This is a genomic window from Ruegeria sp. CK3 (genome assembly GCF_056536565.1).
On the sequence record NZ_JBQFPV010000009.1, the window covers coordinates 278,145 to 301,939 of the forward strand.

General features: G+C 60.8%; 20 protein-coding genes. 8 read left to right on the forward strand and 12 right to left on the reverse strand.

Going from position 1 to position 23,795, the window contains the following annotated elements:
- Positions 1-73 precede the first annotated feature (73 nt).
- Entirely contained in the window at positions 74-2,116 is a 2,043-nt protein-coding gene (locus tag ACR0C3_RS15645) for an oxidoreductase (protein WP_480759319.1), read from the forward strand.
- Between the two features lie 155 nt (positions 2,117-2,271).
- Here the strand turns inward: ACR0C3_RS15645 and ACR0C3_RS15650 are convergent, their stop codons facing one another.
- The 6 genes from ACR0C3_RS15650 to ACR0C3_RS15675 form a co-directional block, all read right to left on the reverse strand.
- Entirely contained in the window at positions 2,272-3,279 is a 1,008-nt protein-coding gene (locus ACR0C3_RS15650; RefSeq protein WP_480759321.1) for an Ldh family oxidoreductase, read from the reverse strand.
- A 50-nt stretch (positions 3,280-3,329) separates the two neighbouring features.
- A complete protein-coding gene (locus ACR0C3_RS15655; RefSeq protein WP_480759322.1) occupies positions 3,330-3,980 on the reverse strand; it encodes a DUF3726 domain-containing protein in 651 nt (216 codons plus the stop codon).
- Positions 3,977-5,668, reverse strand: a complete 1,692-nt coding sequence (locus ACR0C3_RS15660) for a hypothetical protein (protein ID WP_480759324.1) — start codon at positions 5,666-5,668, stop codon at positions 3,977-3,979. Before ACR0C3_RS15660 ends, ACR0C3_RS15655 begins: the two co-directional genes overlap by 4 nt.
- A 93-nt stretch (positions 5,669-5,761) precedes the next feature.
- Entirely contained in the window at positions 5,762-7,309 is a 1,548-nt protein-coding gene (locus ACR0C3_RS15665) for a BCCT family transporter (RefSeq protein WP_480759326.1), read from the reverse strand.
- A 75-nt stretch (positions 7,310-7,384) separates the two neighbouring features.
- Positions 7,385-8,359: a membrane dipeptidase gene (locus ACR0C3_RS15670; RefSeq protein ID WP_480759327.1), complete on the reverse strand. Its 975-nt coding sequence runs from the start codon at positions 8,357-8,359 to the stop codon at positions 7,385-7,387.
- Positions 8,359-9,807 (reverse strand): aldehyde dehydrogenase family protein, encoded by a 1,449-nt coding sequence (locus ACR0C3_RS15675; RefSeq protein ID WP_480759329.1) that lies wholly within the window; start codon positions 9,805-9,807, stop codon positions 8,359-8,361. The genes ACR0C3_RS15670 and ACR0C3_RS15675 overlap by 1 nt, the downstream gene beginning before the upstream one ends.
- 107 nt (positions 9,808-9,914) lie before the next feature.
- Here ACR0C3_RS15675 and ACR0C3_RS15680 point away from each other — a divergent pair, with 107 nt between their 5' ends.
- Together ACR0C3_RS15680 and ACR0C3_RS15685 are read left to right on the forward strand one after the other, a co-directional pair.
- A complete protein-coding gene (locus ACR0C3_RS15680) occupies positions 9,915-10,811 on the forward strand; it encodes a LysR family transcriptional regulator (protein WP_480759330.1) in 897 nt (298 codons plus the stop codon).
- Positions 10,808-11,815: a GlxA family transcriptional regulator gene (locus tag ACR0C3_RS15685; protein ID WP_480759331.1), complete on the forward strand. Its 1,008-nt coding sequence runs from the start codon at positions 10,808-10,810 to the stop codon at positions 11,813-11,815. Before ACR0C3_RS15680 ends, ACR0C3_RS15685 begins: the two co-directional genes overlap by 4 nt.
- Before the next feature lie 17 nt (positions 11,816-11,832).
- Here the strand turns inward: ACR0C3_RS15685 and ACR0C3_RS15690 are convergent, their stop codons facing one another.
- From ACR0C3_RS15690 to ACR0C3_RS15710, 5 genes are read right to left on the reverse strand one after another with little or no spacing between them, the layout of a single operon-like run.
- Positions 11,833-12,396: a sarcosine oxidase subunit gamma gene (locus tag ACR0C3_RS15690; RefSeq protein ID WP_480759332.1), complete on the reverse strand. Its 564-nt coding sequence runs from the start codon at positions 12,394-12,396 to the stop codon at positions 11,833-11,835.
- A complete protein-coding gene (locus ACR0C3_RS15695; protein ID WP_480759334.1) occupies positions 12,389-15,343 on the reverse strand; it encodes a sarcosine oxidase subunit alpha family protein in 2,955 nt (984 codons plus the stop codon). Before ACR0C3_RS15695 ends, ACR0C3_RS15690 begins: the two co-directional genes overlap by 8 nt.
- Positions 15,340-15,630, reverse strand: coding sequence for a sarcosine oxidase subunit delta (locus ACR0C3_RS15700; RefSeq protein ID WP_170658913.1), 291 nt, complete (start codon positions 15,628-15,630; stop codon positions 15,340-15,342). Before ACR0C3_RS15700 ends, ACR0C3_RS15695 begins: the two co-directional genes overlap by 4 nt.
- Positions 15,624-16,109, reverse strand: a complete 486-nt coding sequence (locus tag ACR0C3_RS15705; protein ID WP_480759335.1) for a pyridoxamine 5'-phosphate oxidase family protein — start codon at positions 16,107-16,109, stop codon at positions 15,624-15,626. Before ACR0C3_RS15705 ends, ACR0C3_RS15700 begins: the two co-directional genes overlap by 7 nt.
- Before the next feature lie 11 nt (positions 16,110-16,120).
- On the reverse strand, positions 16,121-17,371 hold the full coding sequence (locus ACR0C3_RS15710; RefSeq protein ID WP_480759336.1) for a sarcosine oxidase subunit beta family protein: 1,251 nt from the start codon (positions 17,369-17,371) through the stop codon (positions 16,121-16,123).
- Between the two features lie 256 nt (positions 17,372-17,627).
- On the opposite strand from ACR0C3_RS15710, the gene glmS reads away from it, so the two are divergent.
- Genes glmS through ACR0C3_RS15735 form a run of 5 tightly spaced genes read left to right on the forward strand, consistent with a single transcriptional unit; the run spans position 17,628 to position 22,868 of the window.
- On the forward strand, positions 17,628-18,119 hold the full coding sequence (glmS, locus tag ACR0C3_RS15715; RefSeq protein ID WP_480759337.1) for a methylaspartate mutase subunit S: 492 nt from the start codon (positions 17,628-17,630) through the stop codon (positions 18,117-18,119).
- Between the two features lie 17 nt (positions 18,120-18,136).
- Positions 18,137-19,603 carry a methylaspartate mutase subunit E gene (locus tag ACR0C3_RS15720; RefSeq protein WP_480759338.1) on the forward strand — a complete coding sequence of 489 codons (1,467 nt, stop codon included), beginning with the start codon at positions 18,137-18,139 and terminating at the stop codon, positions 19,601-19,603.
- Positions 19,604-19,618: 15 nt separating this feature from the next.
- Positions 19,619-20,866 (forward strand): methylaspartate ammonia-lyase, encoded by a 1,248-nt coding sequence (locus tag ACR0C3_RS15725; protein WP_480759339.1) that lies wholly within the window; start codon positions 19,619-19,621, stop codon positions 20,864-20,866.
- A complete protein-coding gene (locus ACR0C3_RS15730) occupies positions 20,863-22,020 on the forward strand; it encodes a CaiB/BaiF CoA transferase family protein (RefSeq protein ID WP_480759341.1) in 1,158 nt (385 codons plus the stop codon). The genes ACR0C3_RS15725 and ACR0C3_RS15730 overlap by 4 nt, the downstream gene beginning before the upstream one ends.
- Positions 22,017-22,868: an HpcH/HpaI aldolase/citrate lyase family protein gene (locus ACR0C3_RS15735; RefSeq protein WP_480759342.1), complete on the forward strand. Its 852-nt coding sequence runs from the start codon at positions 22,017-22,019 to the stop codon at positions 22,866-22,868. The genes ACR0C3_RS15730 and ACR0C3_RS15735 overlap by 4 nt, the downstream gene beginning before the upstream one ends.
- Here ACR0C3_RS15735 and ACR0C3_RS15740 read toward each other — a convergent pair.
- The gene (locus ACR0C3_RS15740; RefSeq protein WP_480759343.1) at positions 22,843-23,787 is read right to left on the reverse strand and encodes a LysR family transcriptional regulator; all 945 of its coding nucleotides are present in this window, start codon (positions 23,785-23,787) and stop codon (positions 22,843-22,845) included. The two genes, ACR0C3_RS15735 and ACR0C3_RS15740, sit on opposite strands and share 26 nt — an antisense overlap.
- Positions 23,788-23,795 lie beyond the last annotated feature (8 nt).

Sequence of the window (23,795 nt, forward strand, 5' to 3'; positions counted from 1 at the left end):
TCCAAGTCTCTTTCTGTCCTAATCGAACAGGTCCTTTTTCTCTGAATACGCCAGTTGCCTTGGGAGCATCGCAATGAGCAACGATCCACTTCTGCAGCCATACCAGTTAAAGCACCTCACCCTGCGCAACCGGATCATGACCACAAGTCATGAACCCGCCTATCCCGAAGATGGCATGCCCAAGGACCGCTACCGCGCCTATCATGCGGAACGCGCCAAGGCCGGTGTTGCGCTGGCGATGACGGCCGGATCGGCCTGTGTGTCCAAAGACAGCCCTCCGGCGTTCAACAACGTTTTGGCGTATTGTGACGAGGTGGTGCCTTGGATCAAAAACCTCACGGACGAGCTGCACGATCACGGCTGCGCGGTGATGATCCAGGTGACCCATCTGGGCCGCCGCACCGGGTGGAGCCAGGGCGACTGGCTGCCCTCGGTCGCGCCGACGCATCATCACGAAACCGCACATCGCTACAATCCCAAACTCATGGAGGATTGGGACATAGTGCGAGTCATTCAGGACTATGCCGATGCGGCTGAGCGCATGAAAGCGGGAGGCATGGACGGGCTGGAAATCGAGTGCTACGGCCACCTGCCCGACCAGTTCTGGTCCCCACTGACGAACGAACTTGAGGGGCCATATGGTCCGCAAACGTTGGAAAGCCGCACGCGTTTCGCGCGGGAGGTTCTGGCCAGCATGCGCGAAAAGGTGGGTGATGAGTTCCTTCTGGGCGTTCGGTTCTCGATGGATGAAACCAAACCAGGCGGCGTGAGCGAGGAAGAGGGGTTCCGCATCGCGCGTCTTCTCAGGGATGAGGGGCTGGTCGATTTCCTCAACGTGACGCGCGGGCGGATTGACAGTGATGCCGCACTGTCAAAAGTGATCCCGCTGCAGGGGTCGCCCTCTGCGCCGCACCTGGATTTCGCGGGCCGGATGCGGGCCGAGATCGGCCTGCCCACATTCCACGCCGCCCGCATCCCGGATGTTGCCACCGCCCGCAACGCCGTGGCCGAAGGGCGTCTGGACATGGTAGGCATGACTCGCGCCCATATGGCCGACCCGCATCTGGTACAGAAGATCGTCGAGGGGCGCGAGGATGATATCCGGCCTTGCGTCGGGGCCACATACTGTCTGGATCGCATCTACGAAGGCGGCGAGGCACTGTGCATCCACAACGCAGCAACCGGGCGCGAGCTGACGATGCCGCATCTGATCCCGGTGGCCGAGACCTCGCGCAAGGTTGTGGTCATTGGCACTGGCCCTGGCGGGCTGGAGGCCGCGCGGGTTGCTGCCGCTCGCGGTCACGACGTAACGGTGTTGGAAGCTGCCTCGGACCCCGGTGGACAGATACGCCTGACCGCGCAGTCCCAAAGGCGGCGCGAGATGATCGGGATCATCGACTGGCGCATGGCTCAATGCGCCGCGCGGGATGTGAGTTTTCACTTCAACACCTGGGCCGAGGCCGAAGACGTCACCGCGCTGAACCCAGATCTGGTCATCGTGGCGACCGGCGGGCTGCCTCAGATGCGGCTGTATGAGCGGATGGAGGATCTGCCCCATGTCATCACCTCGTGGGACATTCTGTCGGGTGACGTGAAAGCCTCGGGCGATGTGTTGATCTTTGACGAGGCTGGCGATCACGCTGGACTGCAGGCCGCCGATATTGCGGCAGACACCGCGCAGGTCGAAATCATGACCCCTGACCGCAGCTTTGCCCCCGATGTGATGGGGCTGAACCTCACGCCGTATCTGACCAACCTGCAAGACAAGGACGTGACCGTAACCGTGGCGCGCCGCCTTAAAGGCGTGCGGCGGGATGGAAACCGCCTGATCGCCGAGATCGGATCGGATTACAGCGCGAAAGTGCAGGACCGGCCCTATGACCAGATCATTCTGAACTATGGCACATTGCCGAATGCCGATCTGTATTTCGACCTCAAGCCCCTGTCGTCGAATCTGGGACAGGTCGACCACGAGGCGCTGATCACCGGCCAGCCGCAAAACCGTGTTGCCAACCCCGAGGGCCGGTTCCAGCTGTTCCGCATCGGAGACGCCGTCGCCGCGCGCAACACGCACGCGGCGATTTACGATGCCCTTCGTCTGTTGAAAGACCTTTGACAGGGGGCTTTCTGGACCAACGACGTAAACAGTTGATCTTCGAGCATGCTTCTTTCACAGCACGCTCGGATCGAATTCCATTTCTCGGTGAGCGATGACGTCGTCCAGTCCCTTGAGGATTGGCGCCCAAAGTCTACTTTTGACGCGATTTCACCTCAGAGAAGCGCGCGCACTTTTTCCAGCAGTACGGCGTTTACGGCAACACCTTCGGTTGCTGCCCGCTCGCGGCGGGTGCGGCGGCCGTCGCCCGGCAGGCGCGCGCCATCTTGGTCGCGGAACGAGGCAATCAGCTCACCCAGTTTCTCTTGGAACGCCCCGCCCGAGGTCGCCTGCGGGTCAATCGCGATGAAGAACTGTCCAGTTTTCGGTGGGCCACCCGCCGTGCCTGAGAACGGGCTGGCGACCGAACCCAGCGTTGCGCCGGTCATCGCAGCGGCCATCAGCTCGACCGTCAGGGCGATACCCACGCCTTTGTAGCCGCCCGACGGTACCATGGAGCCTTTCAGACCGGCCTCAGGGTCTGTAGTGGGCTGGCCGTCAGCGTCCAAAACCCAACCTTCGGGCACGGTTTTACCTTCGCGGGCATGTTTCATGACTTCGCTTTTGGCGATAGTGCTGGCGGACTGGTCGATCAGAAGCGCCGCGTTTCCATCCGTGTCGGGGGCCGAAATCGAGAAGGGGTTGGTGCCGACAACCGGCTTTGCCCCACCCGACGGCGCGATCGAGGCCGGAGCATTGGTGAACCCGATCCCCATCAGGCCTGCCTGCGCCAGACGCTGGGTATGCACACCCAGAACGCCGCAGTTATACGAGTTGTTGATGGCCAGAACCGCGACACCCTGCTCGCGCGCCAACGGGATCAGCTTCTCAAAACCCAGATCAATCGCGCTGTGGGCGAAGCCGGTGGCCGCATCCACGGTGACAACTGCCGGACGCGGCTGGGCAACCACAGGCTTGGCGGCCCCGTCAACCTTGCCGCATTCCACATGTTGCGCATAGATCGGGATATAGGCCAACCCGTGCGAGGCCACGCCATCCGCTTCGGTCATTGCGGTCGCAACGGCCAGAGGGCGGGCGTTTTCCTCCGATGTTCCGGCTTTGACAAGGGCGCGGAAGGCCAGATCTTCGATCTCGGCCAGAGTCAGGGTTTCGGTGGCGGTCATTCTTCTTTTCCGTTCGTAAGTATGTGCCCCTTGTCGCAAGGGGCGAAGTTTCAGTCGTTGTCGCTGAGGCCCGCGCCAGCACCGCGCAGGCGGCTTTCCTCGGTCGCGGGTGCGAATGTGCGGTGGGCAAAGGCGCCAAGCCTGTTCCAGTCTGCATCGGACACCTCGGCGCGCAGGAGTGGCTCGCGGCGTCCTGTCATCTCAGCAGGCGCGCTGAAGACCATCTTGTCCGCGTGGCGGGCCTCAAGCGCCTCGGGCGTGGCCTGCACGCAGATCTGCCGCCCATCCGTTGCCAGACGCGCGCCCTGCCATTCAGCCGCGACCGGTACACCCAAACGCAGCGCAGCCCCTCCCATGAAAGGAACGGCCAGCAAGGGCAGGCTGACATTCTCCATGGTGATTGAGCCGCGATCCATCAAACGCACCGCGCAGTCGCTGAGCGAGGCCCCGGCGATCAGCGGGCTCATCCGACGGGTAGGAGCATGCCAGATCTCAGCGCTCAGCGAGACGGGAGAGACGTCGATCGACGGGATGCGGTCGTTCATCTCCAACAGGTCGGCCAGCAATTCGGCGCCTGAAAACCCAAACGCAGCCAACCAGCGCGTTCCCTTGGCGGCCTCTTCGGCCAGACCCCAAGACAGGCCCCCGCCGCGCGCAGCGCGTTTGCTCATGGCCTCGATTTCGTTCAGAGAGTGGCTCATGCAACGGCCCCTTCAAGTTCCGGGAAGACCCAGAAATCGGCGTTTTCAGATGTCAATTCATGCGGCAGGGGCGCATTTCCATACATGCAGATCCGCACCCAACGGTCCGAGCGGGGATCGAACTTGGTCGCCCCGAAGAAGGACAGTTTGCAGCGCAGCATGTCGATGGGCAGAACCCGGTCCGAGATCGTGTTGTCGCGGATCTCGGCATAGGGCGCGCGCCCTACGATCTGAACGCGGCGCAGCACGTGGCGATGTTCGGGGTGGCGCAGCAGGAAATCGGCGACCTGAGCATCATCCGACCAATGGGCCAGCGCTTGAAACAGCTGCGCGGCATCCCGACCGGGGGCCAAAGGTTGCTCGTATTCCTCGATCGGTTCCTCGAAACGTTCACCCAGACGCGGCTCCAGCTTTTCTTCCGAGACATACCAGGCGCGCGCCTTGCTGGCGGGGGTTGCCCAATCGGTCTCAATGGCCCAGCCATAGATATCCTTGAGAAGCGCCCGCAGATCACCGATCTTCATCGCCCCGGCGATGCGGAACGTGGCGGTGTTGTCTGCCGCCATTCCTTCGGCAAAGGCATCGACCAATTCGCCGTAGGGTTCCAGCATCAGCGAGGCGATCCATTCTTGACCCTCAAGGGTCAGTGACTGCTCGGCCCAAGAATAAAGCGCATCCCATGGGTGATCCGCGCCAAGATCCGCACTTGAGAGATAGTCCTGAAGCTTGGCGATATCGGCCCGCAGGGCGGCGAGTTTCTCGATCTGGATCGGGTGTTCGGACTGCCAGGTCTCGACGATCTGCATATTGCGCAACAGCACATCACGGAACACCGCGACTTCCGCATCGCTGGCCTTTTCAACACCACGCACGACCTGAATTGCGCCTTCCCGTGCCGCCATCCAGTTGTTGAACAGCACCGGATGGTTCAGCAAAAACGGCGCCATCCCCAGACCGGTTGAGTTTCCAATCCCCATCGAACGCGCGATCCCGGCATCCAGCTTCGCGGCCTGCGCACCGTTGGCTGCAGCGCGAGTATCAGCCATATATTGCACCAGATCGGTCACGAACCAGCGGGTCAGGTAGACCGACAGCATCTCAACCTGGAACGGCGCGCGAAATTCCGGACGGTCGGCGATCATTTCGCGATCCGCAGCGCCCAGCTTGCCGGATCCGTAAACCGCAGTGGTCCGCATCAGGTAGCCCACGGCGTCAATCTTCTCGGTCGAGGGCTGGCGGCCTTCGGCCAATTCGCTCACCACATGCTCCCACAAACGCACCGAGCGGTTGGCGCGGGACACTGACAGTTCAGACCCGGTCACGCGCCCAGCTTCCTGAACGGGAATATTGTGCGAAAGACGCTCGATATCGGCATCGGTGGGCACACCGTCAAACAGGGTGAAGGTGGCATCCCAGGCCTCGGCGATCACTCGGTCCGAGCGTTTTTCGGGCGGCAGATCATGGGCATAGGCGATCAGTGAATAGGACCGCTCGGGCCCATGCGCGGTATAGACGGCATGGCCAACGCCGGTGCTGTCAATCTCGAACGCAGTTTTTTCAAACCGCCAGTTTTCCCGCGCCAGTCGTCGCGTCAGGATACGCATGAACGAAAGGCGCGACTGATGCATGGAGCCAAGACGGGCAAGGCGCATCACCATGTTCGGATCACGACGGGAAACGTCTGTCATTCGGTTGTGCCTCCTCAAGTGCTAATATCTGGTCTTCTCCTGAAACCTTCAGGCATTTTGGCGGGCCGGAGGGTCCGGCCCAGCCTGGATCGCTTAGCTCTCTTTGCCCTTCGCCAGCGTGATGCGCAGCGCATCCCAAAGCGACGGTAGCAAGATCAGAGAAACCGGAACAGCGGTCACCACGATAAAGCTCTGTAGCTTGGACACACCGCCCGATCCTACCGAGATCAGGATGATGGCCATAAGGCCCATCGCGATGCCCCAGAACACGCGCAGCGCTGCGGGTGGGTTGTTCTCGTTGCTCATGGTCGCAGAAAGGACATAGCTCATCGAGTCGCCGGTGGTAGCAACAAAAATGGTCGTCAGGATCAGGAACAGGATCGAGATCACGAAGCCCATCGGAAGGTTGTTGGTGATCGCCAGCAGGGCGGCAGGCAGGTTGAAGCCTTCGAATGCGGTGGCGATCGTGCCGGGGTTCTCAAGCTCCATGGCGATGCCGGTGCCACCGATGATGGTGAACCAAAAGTTGGTCACGATCGGCGCGATGATCGACAGCATGATGATGATCGAGCGGATCGAACGACCGCGCGACACTCGCGCAATGAACATTGCCATCAGCGGGCCATAGCCCATGAACCAACCCCAGAAGAACACGGTCCACCAGCCCAGCCAGCCGGGTTCGCCGAACAGACCGGCCTCACCACGGTACAACGCCATCTGGAAGAAGTTGCCCACGTAAGTGCCAAAGCCCGAGAAGAACGAGCCAAAGATGAACCCGGTCGGCCCTGCGATCAGAACGAACAGCAGCAGGAAGGCCGCCAGGATCACGTTGACCTTGGAAAGAACCTGAATACCACGCGACAGACCGGTCATGGCCGAGATCGTGTAGATCGCTGCCAGCCCGGCAATCACGGTCGCCTGCAGGGCAAACGTATCCGAAAAGCCGAAAAGATCGGCCAGACCATAGCTCACCTGCAGACCCAGGAAGCCGATCGGACCAACCGTACCCGCAACCACAGCGATGATTGAGGACGCGTCCGCAATCACGCCGATCGGCCCGTTGATCGCCTTGTCGCCAAACACAGGGTACAGCAGCGTGCGCGGCGCCAGCGGCAGGCCCTTTTCATAGTGGTAGTGCATCAGCATGACCGTGGTCAGCGACCCCAGAATGGCCCATGCGAGGAAACCCCAATGCATGAAGCTCTGGGCGATGGCCGGGTTCACGGCCTCGGCCGTTGCCCCGTCACCACCGTAAAGCGGCGCGGGGTACAGGAAATGGGCAATCGGCTCACCTGCCGCCCAGAACACGCCGCCACCGGCCAGCAGCGTGCACATGACCATCGAGCCCCACTGGAAGGTGGTGAACTCGGGCGCAGCCAGGCCGCCCATGATGGCACGCCCGCCGGGCAGAACGCACAGCAGCAGGCCGATCAGGAAGGTGGCGAGCAGAAGCACCTGCCAGTAAAGGCCAAAATAGGTGGCCGCGACATTGAATCCCCAATCCACAGCAACCGAAAGGGCGTTCAGATCGACAAGGGCCGCGACACAGAACAGCGCGATAAAACCGCCAGATATCAGGAAAAGTGGTTTGTTCACCCGGCTTTCCTGTACAGGGGCAGTGTTCAAAGATGCCTCAGACATCTCTCCTCCGTTAATATTAGTCAGGCCGTTTCTATCAGGAATGCGGCCATAGCTTCGTCGTTTAGCTGACCTGCATCAGGCGAGCGGTTTGAAGTTCTCGTCAAAGAAACGGTACCAGTTGCGACCCATGATGCCGTCAACCTCTTCGTCGTTCATGCCGGTGGCACGCAGACCTGCCCTGATGTTGCCGAAGTCACGGTTGTCGTTGAACCAGCCCGGCATGGGCGGGAAACCGGGGGCCGAGGCAGAGCCTTCGCCATAGTCGATTTCCTTTGTCCAGCGACCTACGCGCATCCATTCCACGATACTGTCGGGCTGGTCCTGACACAGGTCGGTGCCGATCCCAAGATGCTGCGCACCGTATTTCTCAGCCGTGCGCGCGATCATCTCGCAGAAGCTTTCCAACGTGCAGTCGGACTTGTCTTTCAGGTGGTGCGGGTAAACCGAGAAACCCAGCATGCCGCCGTTTTCCGTCACCGCACGGATCACCGCATCGCGCTTGTTGCGCAGGGCGGGCGACCAGTCATAGGGGTTCGCATGGGTGATAGCGATGGGACGTTCCGAGATCTCAGCCGCTTCGATGGTCGAGCGGTCTGCCGAGTGGCTCATGTCAATTACTAGGCCCACGCGGTTCATCTCTTTGATGACCTGTTTGCCCATGCGAGTGATGCCGGAATCCTCGGCCTCATAGCAGCCGGTCGCCAGCAGCGACTGGTTGTTGTAGGTCAGCTGCATGAACCGCGCACCCAGCGTGTGCAGGATCTCGATCAGGCCGATATCGTCTTCCATCGGGCTTGGGTTCTGGAACCCGAAGAACACCGCTGTCCGGCCGGTTTCCCGCGCGTTGTCGATGTCGCTGGCCCACTGCCCTTTCATGATCAGGTCGGGGTATTGTTCGAACCAGCGGTTCCACTGTTCGAAATTCAACACCGTTTCGCGAAAGTTCTCATGATAGGCGATGGTGACGTGGATCGCATCCACGCCCCCCTCGCGCAACTGGCGGAAGACCTTCTCCGACCAGTTCACATATTGCAGGCAATCGATCAGCATCAGACGGGGCCTGCGCTGATATAGGCGGTTTTAACCGTGGTGTAGAACTCCGCCGCGGCCTTGCCCTGCTCGCGCGGGCCGTAGGAGCTGTCGCCACGGCCACCGAAAGGCACGTGATAGTCGGTGCCGGCGGTGGGCAGGTTCACGGTGACAACACCGGTGCGCGCATTGCGGCGGAAATGGGTGGCGTGGGCAAGCGACTTGGTCACGATGCCCGATGTGAGGCCAAAGTTGGTGTCGTTGACGACGCTCAGCGCTTCATCATAGCTGCCAACCTTGATGACGCTGGTGAGCGGGGCGAACATTTCCTCGCGGTTTATCGCCATGTCGTTGGTGGTGTTCAGGAACACGCCGGGCGACATGTAGTACCCGTCATGCGGCATCTCGAGACGCGCGCCGCCACATGCCAGTTCTGCGCCCTCGGATTTGCCCAGATCGACAAAGGCCAGGTTTTCGCTCAGCTGCTGCTGGCTGACGACGGGACCCATCTGAACGCCCTCTTCCAGCGCATGGCCCACTTTCATCGCCTGCGCACCCGCAACAAGCTTTTCGACAAAGGCGTCGTGAATTCCTGCGTGGACTACGAGACGCGACGACGCCGTGCATTTCTGACCGGTACCACCGAACGCGCCGCCCAGAGCCAACGTGACCGCCAGATCCAAGTCGGCATCGTCCATGACGGCCAGAGCGTTCTTCGAGCCCATTTCCATCTGGACCTTGGTCAGATTCTGGATGGCAGCAGCGGCGATACCCTTCCCGACCGGAACCGATCCAGTGAAGGAAATCGCGTTGACCTTGGGGCTTTCCACCAGTCGTTGACCGATGGACCGGCCCGAACCCATGACCAGGCTGAACAGACCCTTGGGGATGTCCTGACGGTTGATGATCTCGGTCAGCGCAACTGCCGAGGCCGGGGTGATGTTGGCGGGCTTCCAGACAACCGCGTTTCCATAGCACAGCGCCGGAGCGATCTTCCACGACGCGGTCGCAGTGGGGAAGTTCCACGGGCTGATGATGGCCACAACGCCCACGGCCTCACGGCGAACGTCCACCTCGATGTCGGGGCGTACGGAATCTGCGTTCTCACCGATCTGACGCAGGCATTCGGCGGCGTAGTAGGTGAAGAATTGACCGGCGCGGAACACTTCGCCTTTGCCTTCGGCCAGCGGCTTACCTTCTTCGCGGCTCAGCAGCGTGCCCAGTTCCTCGGCGCGGGCCATCAGCTCATTGCCGATCGCGTTCAGAACAGCCTGCTTGCGCTCCAGCCCATAGACGGCCCACTCACGCTGAGCGGCACGCGCCTGATCCAATGTTGCCTCAAGCTGATCCGCGCTGGCCTGTGCAAAAATGCCGACCAGATCGCTCAGGTCCGATGGGTTGCGGTTTTCGATCTCATATTCACCGGTGACCCACTCACCAGCAATCAGGTTCTTTTGAATGTCAGCCATAGCCGTTTGCCCCATAGAGAATTTGCTGAGCGGGTATGGACTCTTTTTCGACAATCAATCAAACTAAAATTATTGAAGTTTACTTCAGAAAGTTTGAAGCTTCCAACATGACGCTCAAGATCGAAATGCTTCGCGGCTTTGTCGCGGTTGCCCGCACTGGCAACCTGACCGACGCCGCCGTTGTCCTGAAACGCACCCCGTCGGCGGTATCAATGATGCTCAAGCAGTTTGAGACACATCTAGGCGAACCGCTGTTTGAGACGGACCGCAAGAACAAGCTAACCGCATTGGGTGAGTTCGTTTTCGAGCAATCGCAGCTGGAATTGCAGCACTTCGACAATACGGTTCGGGCCATCGAAAACTTTGCCGATGCCAGTATGGGACATGTCAGAATTGCGACGGTTCCATCGGTGGCAGGCACGATCATACCACGCGTTTTTTCCAGAAATACCAAGGCTTACGAGAAAGTGAGGGTGGAACTGCGCGACATGGATTCCAAGTCCGTCCTGCACGAGCTGTCGCGGGGGCGCATTGATATCGGCATCGCGACACTGCGCGGGAACGGGTCGGGCCTGCACAGTCAGCTTTTGCTGACCGACAGGTTCGGCGTATTGCTGACCCCGGACCACCCGCTGGCCAGTGACACTGGCGCAATCGACTGGGACGCGCTTGAGAATGAGCAGTTGATCGCCAACAGCCTGTCCGAAAGCATCCCCGGGCCCGAGGCGGAAAAACTGCACGCGGGCTCTCGGTTTTCGGCACATAACATCACCTCTATTCTGGGCATGGTCCGAGCCGGGATCGGGGTCACACTCCTGCCTGAGATGGCGGCAATTTCTGCCGGACAATCCGATCTGGTGTTTCGCCCTCTGGCGGATAAGACCGCTAAACGGCAAATTCACCTGATACGCAAGGCTGATTCTGCGCTGTCGCCCGCTGCCCGGAGACTGGAAAATGACATCCTCGAAACTGTCGAGGAGCTAGTGAAAGAGCAACGCTCATGAAAGATCAGGTCGAGAAAATTTCGCTGGGCATCCTGATCTTTCCAGGGTTCCCGATGGCATGCCTGACATCCTGTATCGAACCGCTGCGCGCGGCGAACGAGATCTCGGGGCAGAAGGCGTTCAGCTGGCATGTCATTGCCGAGCAAGACCAACCGATGCAATCCTCGGCCGGCGTCACCTTTTTCCCCGACAGCACGTTGGCAAACGCCCAATCCCTGACGCATCTGCTGTTCGCCTCAAGCCCGAACAGCGTGTTCGACAACCCCTCCAAGGCGAACGCAGCGCTTCAGCGTCTGATGCGGAACAAGACCCGTATTGGCGCAATCAGCGGCGGTGTCTTCCCCCTCGCCCGGACCCGGCTGACCCGCGACAACCCTTTGTCGGTGCATTGGTGTTACGAGGCCGCTTTTCAGGCCGAATTTCCCGAAATACCGATCCATGGGACAGTGATCTGCGAAGAAGGGGCTTTTAGCACAATCTCGGGCGCCTCTGCCGTGTTCGATCACATGCTGGCCCTGATCGAAAAACGGCTGGGCGGTGATGTCATGGCCGAGGTCGCCTGCTGGTTCCAGCACCCGTTCATTCGCAGCGGGACCGTCACGCAAAAGGTGCCCGCAATCTCAACCGCGCAGAGTCAGGATCTTTTGCCCAAACAGGTTGCAAAGGCCATTCAGCATTTTGCCGAACATATCGAAAACCCCATCCAGATCAGCGAAGTCGCCGATGCCGTGGGCCTTTCCGCACGGTCACTAGAGCGGAGCTTTAAAAAGGCGACCGGGCATAGCCCTTTGACCTATTACCGGCGGATGCGGATGAACCAGGCGCGGCAATTGGTGCTGTACACAAACGACCCGATTGCCGAGGTCGCCTATATGGTCGGTTACGCCACACCCAGCGCCTTCATGCGGCACTATCGTGAGACGTTCGGGGTCACGCCGATCAGCGACCGGCGTGCCAAGAACTCGATGCGGGTGGGCAGCGACGATGTGCTGCCCTCGGGTTAAGGGTCAGGACCCTAGAATCAAGCGATGGATTTCGCGGCGGCCAACAGGCCGTGATGCAGCGACGCCGCCGAAGAGCGCGGGCCAAGAACGACCATGTGATCCTCTGCCAGACGCCATAGGAAGACACCCAGATGCTCCGCCGTGGTTCGGATCGCCGCGCCCGGCTCCATCGTGCGGACCGGCGTGTTGCTGAGCCGTTCGAACAGATCGCACAGACCCGCGTCCTGCACGTCGAAACGGCACCAACCATCCGTCTGCTCGGAAACCGATGCAGTGTCACCGACGATCTGTTTCAACTCGGCGGCCAGCAACTCGTGACTGTCATGCGGGGCCATGACCATCCATTGCTCCGGTCCCATCCAAAGCGCGGCATAGGGGGCGGCCTGCGCGGATTGACCAACCTCCGGCAAACTTAGGCCGATCTTGTCGGCCAGTGCCTTTTCCACTGCACCGGCCTGATCCTTGCGCGCCGCGACCGACGCCAGGGCCTGATCCACGACCTCTGTGATCGTGATCGAACCGATCGTATCGACACGCGGCGTGTCGCCGCCCAGCGGAGTGATGGGTTTCAGTTTATGCACGAAGCTTCTCCCCTTCCGGGTCCACGAAATGAGCGCTGACGATTTCTACCAGGACCTCTTGGCCTTCCAGCGGGTTCACCTGACGCAGTTTTTCACCCATCCGGTCAGAGCCACCTTTGACAAATCCGAGCCCGATTGAGCTTTCCAGAATTGGCGAATAAGCAGCCGAGGTGACATAGCCCTGATCGTGGGCTGCATCGACCGGGCCAGTGGCGTTCATCAGATGCCCGCCCGCCGTAACGGTCTCATTCGCGTCCACTGGTTTCAGCCCCACCAGAGCCAATGCGTCCGGGGTGTTCAGCCCCTCACGACGGCTTAGAACATTGCCGATGCAGTCCTTCTTAGCGCTGACCATGCGTGCCATGCCAAGGTTCAGTGCTGTGGTCGTCCCGTTCAGCTCGTTGCCTGTCGCATGACCCTTTTCGATCCGCATGACGCCCAAAGCTTCGGTGCCGTAGGGCGTGACATCGAACTCTTTGCCCGCCTCCATCAGCGCGCGCATCAGCCCGTCGCCATAGCGTGTGGGCACCGCAATTTCATAGGCCAGCTCGCCCGAGAACGAGATCCGGAACAGTCGCGCGCGCAGGCCGCCGCACACGGTGATTTCAGCGCAGCCCATGAAGGGGAACGCCTCGTTCGAGATGTCAAACTCGGGGTCCACGATCTTTTGCAGCAGTTTGCGGCTGTTGGGACCGGCCACGGCATATTGCGCCCAGGCCTCGGTAGTCGAGATCAGCTGCACATCCATATCCGGGCACAGGCATTGGCGGACGAATTCCATATTGCGATAGACCGGAACCGCGTTGGCGGTGGTGGTGGTCACGACGAAATGGTCCTCGGCAAACCGCGCGGCGGTACCATCGTCATAGGCGATGCCATCCTCGCGCAACATCAGGCCATAGCGCACCTTGCCCACGGGCAGTTTGGCGAACGCGTTAGAGTAGACCATGTTCAGGAACGCCGCAGCATCCGCGCCCTGCACGTCGATCTTGCCCAGCGTCGTCACATCGCACACACCGACCGAGTTTCGGGTCTGCAGCACCTCGCGGTCCACCGATTGGCGCCAATGGGTTTCGCCCTTGCGCGGCAACCATTGGGCCCGCAGCCAGTTGCCGACTTCGACAAACACGGCGCCCTGCTCCTCGGCCCATTTGTGGCTGGGCGTCAGGCGGGTCGGGTGGAAATCCTTACCCACGGCACGGCCACCAAAGGCCCCCATCGCCACCGGCGAGTAAGGCGGGCGGAAGATGGTTGTGCCAGTGTCCTGAATGGACTTGCCCGTTAGTTCCGCCATCACCGCCAAGGCACCCACGTTCGAGGTCTTGCCCTGATCGGTTGCCATGCCCAGCGTGGTATAGCGCTTGAGATGCTCGACCGAGGTGAAGTTCTCTTGGTGTGCCAGCTTGACGTCTTTGACGGTCACGTCGTTCTGGTAATCCAGCCATGCGCGCTTTGCGCCTTTGACGTGCCAGAACGGGCTGATCGAGACCGGCGCATCGGCTGCAGCGGGCAGATCAGCGGGGGATGCCGTGATGCCGAGATCGCCCAGAGCGGAGACCGCTGCCGCCGCACCGCCGTGCAGCGCCGCTTCGGTGGTCATTTCTCCCTTGGCCGCGCCTGCCACGATCTGGCCAACGGGTAGGCCCTCACCCGGAACAAAGGCGTGGATGTCCGCGTTCCAGACAGGGCGGCCTCGCTGATGGCAGGTCAGGCCCAGGTTTGGGTTCCAGCCGCCGGACATTGCCAACGCCTCGCAATAAAGGTCCGTTGTATAACCTTTCTCGGTCCGCACCTGAACCGAGGTCAAACCCAGGCGGCCCGAGGTGTTGATGATCTCGGCCCCTTTCAGAACCTCGGTGCCTTCAACATCCGCAGCTTCGGGCCGGGTATCGACGATGGCGGGAACCTTGATCCCTTGCGCCATCAGATCGCGTGCCGTCTGGTGCGCGTCGTCATTGTTGGCAAAAACCACAACCGATTGCGCAGGTGTCGCGGCCCAGCGGTTGGCGTAGGACCGAACCGCTCCGGCCAGCAGGATACCAGGCCGGTCGTTGTTTTCGAACGCGATGGGGCGTTCGATGGCCCCGGTCGCGATCAGCGCGCGCTTGGAGTAGATGCGCCACAGGGTTTGGCGGGGTTTGTCAGCCGCGGGCGCGATCAGGTGATCCGCATTGCGTTCAACCGCGCCATAGATCCCATGGTCATAGGCTCCGAATACGGTTGTACGCGGCATGACCCGCACATTGTTCATCGATGCCAGCTCGGCCAGAGCCTGGTCGACCCAGGCCGCGCCGGAGATATCGGCCAAAGCGCCGGTCTCGGCAATCAGACGCCCGCCCATGCGGAAGTCTTCATCGGCCAGAATGACCTGAGCGCCCGCACGTCCTGCGGTCAGCGCCGCCGCCAGACCGGTCGGACCCGCGCCGATGACTAGCAGATCGCAATGCAGGAAGCCCTTGTCATAGAGATCGGGATCATCCTCACCCGTCAGGCTACCCAGACCGGCGGCCTTGCGGATGATCGGCTCATACAGCTTTTCCCAGAACGCCTTGGGCCACATGAAGGTCTTGTAGTAAAAGCCAGCGGTCAGGAAGTTCGAGAACCGATCATTGATCGCCATGAAATCGCGTTCCAGCGACGGCCAGCGGTTTTGGGAATTGGCGTTCAGGCCCTCATACAGCTCGGCCACGGTGGCGCGGGTGTTCGGCTCCTGCCGCCCACCTGAGCGTAGCTCGACCAGAGCGTTCGGCTCTTCGCTGCCAGCGGTTAGGGGGCCGCGCGGGCGGTGGTATTTGAACGACCGGCCCATCAGGCGCACGCCATTGGCCAACAAGGCCGAAGCCAGCGTGTCGCCCTCATAGCCTTGATAGGACTTGCCATCGAAGGTGAAGCTGAGGCTGGCGTCGTGGTTGATCAGCCCGCCATTCAGTCGATTGCTCTGAGTCATTGTGCAGCCTTCCCTGCCGCTTTGGCCACGTCACGGGCCAGTTCGACTTTCAGGATTTCGTGGGTCAGCGTGTTGCGCGTGACCACCAGCCACGACCGGTCGCCCTGTTCGTGATACCAAAGCTCGCGATGCTCGCCCGCCGGGTTGTCACGGAGGTAGAGGTAATCGTGAAACACCTGCACCGCGTCCTCGGCCTGCCAGTCAGGACGATTGATCAGCGAGGCATCGCCAAGATAGGTGAACTCCTGCGCGTCGCGCGGGCCAAGCAGGGGGTGATTGATCAGCATGCTTCGACCTCCGACCTTTTGTGAATGATGTTGATGTCGCGCACGCGTTGCATCCACTTGGCGCGCAGCTCTTCGCTGGTGACACCCATGTCATAAGCGGGCGTGGCCAGAGGCTTGCACGCTGTCACCTTGATGACCACAAATCCAGAGAACATCGGCTCAAGCTCCGGCCAGCGGTTGGTATAGGCCGGGCGCAGCAACGGGTAGCGCGCATCGTCGCGCGGAACATAGCTGGCCTCACCCTGGATCAGGACGCCTCGACGGGTCAGGATGTCGATGAAGTTGACCTCGACCTGCGTACGCACCGCAATATTGGCCAGAGTGTCCGGAGACCGCATTTCGGCAAAGCTGATCGTGGTGTCATCATGGGTTACAAACGTGCCCTTGGGCGAGACATTCGGGTTTCCTTCGGCATCCGCTGTGGCCACAAAGCCAAGATGCCAGTTTTCGATCAGATCGCGTGCAAACTTGTTGATCATGGCGATGGTCCTCAGTGCAGGTTCGGCTGGGCGCCCTGCCCTTTTTCGTCGATCATGTGACCGGTCATGAACCGGTCCAGCCGGTAGGCTGTGGCGGTTTCATGCGGACGGTCGGTTTTCAGAAGATGCGCAAAGCAATAGCCAGAGGCCGGCGTTGCCTTGAACCCGCCGTAACACCATCCGCCATTGAAATAGAGCCCGTCGATTTGCGTCTTGTCGATAAACGGAGAGCCATCCATCGACATATCCATGATCCCGCCCCAACTGCGTAGGAGACGCGCACGCCCAAGTGCCGGGATCAGCGCCATGCCGCTTTCGATAACATCCTCGACCACGGGCAGGTTTCCGCGTTGGGCGTAGGTGTTGTACATGTCGATGTCGCCACCGAAGACCAGACCACCTTTGTCGGACTGGCTGCAATAGAAGTGCCCCGCCCCATAGGTGATGACGCCGTCGATGAAAGGCTTCAGACCCTCGGACACGAAGGCCTGCAACACGTGGCTTTCGATCGGCAGGCGCATCCCCGCCTTCTCCATCACGCGGCTGGAACTGCCTGCAACAGAGACGCCGACCTTCTTCGCCCCAATGAAGCCGCGGGTGGTATCGACACCCAGAACCTTGCCGTTTTCAATTCGGAAACCCGTCACTTCGCAGTTCTGAATGATGTCCACGCCGCGCATATCCGCGCCGCGCGCGTATCCCCACGCCACCGCGTCGTGGCGCACGGTGCCGCCGCGACGGTGCAGCAGACCACCTTTGATCGGGAACCGGGCGTCATCGAAATTCAAGAAAGGGTACATGGCCCGGACGCCTGCGGTATCCAGCAGTTCGGCATCCGATCCGTTCAGGATCATCGCATTGCCCCGCCGCCGCGCCGCATCCCGCTGTGCATCGGTGTGGACCAGGTTCAAAATACCGCGCTGGCTGACCATGGCGTTGTAGTTGAAGTCCTGTTCGAGATTTTCCCACAGCTTCAGCGAGAACTCGTAGAACGGCTCATTCCCATCCAAAAGATAGTTCGAGCGGATGATCGTCGTGTTCCGCCCCACATTGCCGCTGCCGATCCAGCCTTTTTCCAATACTGCAATACGCGCGGCACCGAATTCCTTGGCCAGGTAGTAGGCTGTGGCCAGTCCGTGGCCGCCGCCGCCCACGATCACATAGTCATAAGCATCAGCAGGCTCTGGGTCGCGCCATTGCGGACCCCAGCCCTTGTGGCCGGTCAGGGCCTCTTTGAAAAGTCGCAGCGCCGAGAATCGCATGTAGGCTCCTATTCGTTGCAGCTTACTTTATGCACCCAGGTTGCCCACGTTTTCAGTGTCGATTTCGGACAGAAGCTATCTCAGATGCGACAGATGCCATCAGAGTGTCGCCGTTTTGGCGTTTCAAGCTCTAACGGCGGCCTGATGCACATTGGATAACTTTTCCTTATCTGTTTTTTATTGTTCATCATTATTCTTTACCGTTTTGAGAATCACGGCTACGACACCCCAAAGCGCGATACAGGAGGAGCGAGAGATGTTCGACGCCAGCACCACGGATAAAGTTGTTTTGGGAGTGATCGGCGCAGATTGCCATGCCGTAGGCAACAAGATCCTCGACAGCCTACTGACCCGGGCCGGGATCGAGGTCGTTAACCTCGGCGTCATGGTCAGCCAGAGCGAATTCGTCGCCGCAGCCGTTGCTCAAAAAGCCGATGCGATCCTTGTCTCATCCATTTACGGGCACGGTGAGATCGACTGTCAGGGCCTGCGCGACCGGTGCGAGGCTGCGGGGATCGGGAACATCCTGCTCTATGTCGGTGGCAACCTCGTGATCGGCAAACAGGATTTCGCAACCGTCGTCACCCGTTTCAAGGACATGGGCTATGACCGCGTCTTCCCGGCCTCCGCCAATATCGACGAGGTCGTGGCGCTGCTGAAAGACGACATCGACATGAACCGCCTTCCAAACCTCGGCCACAACTCGGGCGCTTTCGCAACCGGGTTCGCCGACTGGGCCGCACTCTAGCAAAGGCAGATGGTGACATGACCAGCGCGCCAGAAATCACGAATTCCAAGCTGCCTGACTCCGGTTTTGACGCCGAGCGTGAGGGCGTTCTGCAATCCTGGCACACCGGTGCCGAGGTGGATTTTGACGCAGGCCTTGCTCGTCAGCACGCGCTGCCCTCGGAAAAGCGGTTCTCGGCGGCCTTGGCGGATGCGGATGAAACCGGCAAGACTCTGCTGCAACCCCGTGCGGGCGTTGCGCTGTTGCGCGAACACACCGCGCTGATGGAGGGGCTGGCCCCCTATTGCGATGTGCTGCCCACCACCATCGACGCCTATACCCGTCACAACCGATATGACGAGGCGCAGGATGGCATCGACCGCTCCCGCGCGGCGGGCACCTCGCTGCTGAACGGGTTCCCGGCGGTCAACCATGGTGTTGAAGGCTGCACGCGGTTGGTCGAGGCCGTCTCAAAACCCATTCAGGTCCGGCACGGCACTCCGGATGCACGCCTGCTGGCTGAAGTGACACTCAGTTCAGGTTTTTCGTCCTACGAGGGCGGCGGGATTTCCTATAACATCCCATACGCAAAGAACATTCCGCTGGAACAGTCGATCCGCCATTGGCAATATTGCGACCGTCTGGTGGGCCGGTTCGAAGAACATGGCATCCGTATAAACCGAGAACCCTTCGGCCCCCTGACCGGAACGCTGGTACCGCCATTCGTGTCACATGTGGTCGCGATCATCGAAGGCCTTCTGGCGCTAGAACAAGGCGTGCGCTGCATCACGCTGGGCTACGGTCAGGCGGGCAATCTGGTGCAGGACGTCGCCGCGCTGCGGTCGCTGCGGCGGTTGGGACATCACTATTTTCAGAACGCGGGCTATGACGATTACCAGCTGACCTCCGTGTTCCACCAATGGATGGGCGGCTTCCCTGTGGATGAGGCCAAGGCTACCGCCGTAATCTGTCTGGGTGCGCTGGCCGCGAAACAGGCGCGGGCCACCAAGATCATCGTGAAGACCCCGCATGAGGCCAGCGGCATCCCCTCGCTTGAGGCGAACCAGGCCGGGCTCAAGGCGACCCGCCAGATGGTGAACATGATCGCGGACCAGAACCGCAATGACGGCAACGAAATCCTGACCGAGGTCGAGGTGATCGAGGCCGAGGTTCACGCCGTCATGCGCGCCGTTCTAAAACTGGGCAAGGGCGACATCGCGCGCGGAGCCGTTCTGGCCTTTGAGAGCGGCGTCATGGATATCCCCTTCGCCCCCGCCATCGGCAACGCGGGCAAGCTGACACCGGTCCGAGACAACCACGGCGCGCTGCGAATTTTCGAGACTGGAAACGTACCGCTACCCAAGGACGTCATGGCCTTTCACCGGGACCGCATCGCGGAACGCGCCCGGTCCGAGGGGCGCGAGGTGTCCTTTGACATGGTGGTCGACGACGTCCGCGCCATCTCGGCCAGCAAACTCATCGGTCGGCCTTCGGTCGCCGCTTAGCACACAGAGAGCGTCATGAAGATCAAGAACGTTGTTTTCGCGCCGGGGCTGGCCTCGTATTATTTCGACGACCAGGCGGCGATCAAACAGGGGGCCAAGCAGGACGGGTTCGTCTATTGCGGGCGGGCCCAGACCGACGGCTTCGCCCGCGTCCGGCAATACGGTGAGAGTGTCTCGATCCTGCTGGAGCTGGAAAACGGCCTGATTGCCGAGGGCGATTGTGCGGCCGTTCAATATTCTGGAGCCGCCGGGCGCGATCCGTTGTTTCTGGCCTCCTCCGTCATTCCGTTCCTGCAGGAACATCTGACGCCGCATTTGATCAAGCATGATGTGCGAAACTTCCGTGAAAGCGCGGAATTCTTCGACAATCTTGTCGTTGACGGCCAGCCTCTGCACACCGCCGTGCGCTATGGCCTGTCGCAGGCGTTGTTGTCGGCGGCCTCGATTGCCAAAGGCAAAATGAAATTCGAGGTCATCTGCGACGAATGGGGGCTTGAGGCCATCGCGGCCCCTCTGCGCCTGTTCGGGCAGAGCGGCGACAACCGCTATGAAGCCGTGGACAAGATGGTGCTGAAACAGGTCGACGCCCTGCCCCACGGCCTGATCAACAACATCCCCCAGAAATTGGGCCAGACGGGCGGGAAACTAGCCGAATATGTCACATGGCTGTCGCGTCGCATTCAAGCTCTGCGCACGGATGAGAGCTATCATCCGGTACTTCATATCGACGTCTACGGTACGGTGGGCATGATCTTTGACAATGACGCGGTGAAGATCGCCAACTATCTGGCAACGCTGGAACAACGCGCCGCCCCGTTTGATCTGTATATCGAAGGGCCTGCGGACGCCGGGTCAAAAGACGGGCAGATCACCTTGCTACGCGACATCCGGGCCTCGCTTCGGGCGCTTGGCAGCAACGTGAAAATCGTGGCCGACGAATGGTGCAACACCTATCAGGACGTGGTCGATTTCGTCGATGCCGATTGCTGTGACATGGTCCAGATCAAGACCCCCGATCTGGGATCGTTGCACAATACGGTCGACGCGGTGCTCTACTGCAAAGCCAATGGTGTCGCGGCGTATCAGGGCGGCACCTGTAACGAGACCGATATCTCGGCCCGCGCCTGTCTGCACGCCGCCATGGCCACAAGACCCGACCGCGTGCTGGTCAAGCCCGGGATGGGCTTTGATGAAGGCATGACTATCGTCGCCAACGAAATGCACCGCACCCTTGCGCTTTTGAACACACGAGCTGCAGCATGAGCGATACCCAACTCAAACCCTACGAAGGCCTGCTGGTCGTATCCCTGGAACAGGCCGTCGCTGCCCCCCTCGCGTCGTGCCACTTTGCCCAGGGCGGCGCGCGCGTCATAAAGATCGAGCGTGACACCGGCGATTTCGCCCGCAAGTACGACGGCGCGGTGAAAGGCTCGGCGTCCTATTTCGTCTGGGCCAATCACAGCAAGGAAAGCCTGTGTCTGGATATAAAACACCCCGAGGATGCCGCTCTGCTGCACCGTATTCTGGACGAGGCGGATGTGTTCATCCAAAACCTCGCCCCGGGGGCCATTGCCCGCGCCGGGTTTGGTGAGGATGTCCTGCGCAAACGCAACCCGCACCTGATCACCTGCGATATCAGCGGATATGGCGAGGATGGACGGTACAGCGACATGAAGGCTTATGACTTTCTGGTGCAATGCGAAAGCGGGCTGGTTTCGGTCAACGGTGCGCCCGGCCATCCTGGTCGGATTGGCGTTTCGGTCTGCGATATCGGTGCCAGCATGAACGCGATCATCGGCATACAGAAAGCTCTGATCGCGCGCAGCATCAGCGGCAAAGGCAGCGCGGTGAAGCTGTCCCTGTTCGACACTGCAGCCGATTGGATGACCGTGCCTTTGATGCATACGGTTTATGCAGGCAAAGCGCCTCAGCCGGTTGGCCTGCATCACCCGTCCATCGCGCCTTATGGTGGGTTTACCACCAAGGATGATGAGGTTCTGGCGATCTCGATCCAGAACGAACGCGAGTGGAAACGCCTCTGCGCCGATGTCATCGGGCAGCCCGAATTGGCCACCGACCCACGGTTCTGCGATGCGGCCCAGCGGGTTGCTAACCGCGCCGAACTGGATGCCATCGTGGCCGGGTTCTTTGCCCGCCACTGCCGGGCCGAGTTGGAAGGCAAGTTGTTCGCGGCAGCCATCGCTTATGGGGCCGTGAACTCGGTCAGCACCTTTGCCGCACATCCGCAGCTGCGCCGCACGCTGGTCACGCTGGAAAACGGGGATGAAGCGCATCTGGTCGCAGCCCCCGTGCGCCACAGCTTTGACCCGGAAACACCGCGCTTTGGCCGTGTGCCCGCGCTTGGCGAACATACCGATACCATTCGGTCCGAATTTGCCGAGACCGCTGCCGCATGATCCGGTCCTACCTGTTCACGCCGGCCCACCGGCCCGAACTGATTGCACGCGCGCATGAACGGGGCGCGGATGCGATCCTGCTGGACCTAGAGGACAGCGTCCCGCGCGACCGCAAACAGGCCGCACGGGACGGGTTGGCAGAGGCGGTCTCCATGCTGACCGCCCGCGATGTCCCGGTTGTGATACGAGTCAACGCCGATTTGGGCGAATGCGTCCGAGATCTTGAGGCAGCCATCCTGTCCGGCGTCGACGCGATCATGCTGCCCAAGGTCATCGGGGCGGATCACCTGCGTCTGGTGGCGGACTATCTGTCGATGCTGGAGCGAAGGGCCAAACTGCCCGAGGGCCAGATCAAGCTGATTGCCTTGATCGAAACAGCCCAAGGGCTGATGAACGCCGCGAGTTTCGCGAAAGCGACCCCCCGTCTGACCGCACTCGCATTCGGGACCGAGGACTTTTCAACCGATTGCGGTCATGCGCCTTCAATCGAGGCGCTGAAAGGCCCGGCGCAGTCTTTGATCCATGCGGCCAAAGCGGGCGGTCTGCAGGCGATCGGCCTACCGGGCAGCATTGCCGAGATCCACGATATGGACAGTTTCCGCGCCTGCGTCGCCATGGGGCGTGCGATTGGCTTCGACGCCGTCCTGTGTATCCATCCGCGACAGGTCGAAATCGTCAACGCGGTCTTCACCCCCAGCGCCTCCGAAATTGAACAGGCGACCCGCGTGGTCGCGGCCTTTGATCGGGCCACTCAGCAGGGGCTGGGCGCCGTCATGCTGGAGGGCAAAATGATCGACCCGCCCATCGTGGCGCGGGCGCAATCTATGTTGCAATCCCGGCGTCTTTGAAGAAATCCTCCATAAACGCCGGGCCTTTCTGATCGACGAAATCCCGAAAGGACCGCGCCGCCGGACGCAGGGGTTTGTTGCGCATATGCAGAACGAACCAGTCGCGATATTCGGGCATCCCTTCAACGTTCAGGATTTTCAGCTTTCCGGCTATCGCCTCCAGCGCGATCGTGTGCGCCGAGATAAAGGCCAGCCCCATATTCGCCATGACCGCCTGTTTGATATTGGCATTGCTGTCCATTTCCTGCGCCTTGGGCTGCGGCAGGCCAGAGTCCGAGAAAAAGAACTCATGCACCATGCGCGTGCCCGACCCCCGTTCGCGGACGATGAACTGATGGTGCGGCAAGTCCGAGCGTCGGATGCGTCTGGAGCGCACCAGCGGATGATCCGGGTGGCCGATCAACACATAGGGGTGTTTGGCGAATTGATGCGCCGTTGTCTCTATCCGGCGCGGCGGGCGACCCATGAGCGCAAGGTCGATCTGATCGGTATCCAGCATCTCAATCACGCTGCGCCGGTTGGCGATTTTGAACTGTAGATCGCATTCCGGGTGTTCCTGCTGAAACTGCGCTAGCAGATGTGGGCCGAAATTGCGTGCAGTGGTCACCATGGCCACCCGAACCCGGTGGTCTAGCTTGCCCTGCATGATCTGCACAACATCTACCGCCTCGGCCAGCGTTTCGGTCATGCGCTCAGCGTAGGGCACCAAAGCGGTGGCAACCTCAGTCGGGATCACCGAACGGCCGGATTTCTCGAACAGCGGCGCGCCGAATTCCTCGCTCAACCGGCTCATCTGCATCGACACCGCAGGCGGGGTCAGCGACAGGCGCTCAGCCGCGCGCACAAAGCTGCGCGTCTCGATCGCCACCAGAAATATCTGCAACTGGCGCAGGGTAATCTTGTCCGAGGTCGGCGGCATTGCGGCTC